The following is a 211-nucleotide window of genomic DNA, read 5'->3' as shown; positions in this document are numbered from 1 at the left end:
GGCGGTAATGCGTTCGATGTCGGCCACTTCGCGCAGCTGGGCGTGGATATCCTGATGCACCGGCAGCAGCGCCGCGTACCGATTCCAGTCCGTCGTTGCAGCTTGCCATGCTGGCGGTAATGCGTTCGATGTCGGCCACTTCGCGCAGCTGGGCGTGGATATCCTGATGCACCGGCAGCAGCGCCGCGTACCGATTCCAGTCCGTCGTTGC

General features: G+C 64.0%; 1 protein-coding gene. It reads right to left on the bottom strand.

The annotated features are described in order from the left end of the window. A partial coding sequence (locus AWT75_RS21835) for a hypothetical protein (RefSeq protein ID WP_161937800.1) occupies window positions 1–211 on the bottom strand: 211 nt, incomplete at both ends.

Source organism: Aquitalea pelogenes (genome assembly GCF_001515305.1).
GTDB lineage: Bacteria > Pseudomonadota > Gammaproteobacteria > Burkholderiales > Chromobacteriaceae > Aquitalea > Aquitalea pelogenes.
This window is presented reverse-complemented; position numbering and strand designations above follow the sequence as displayed.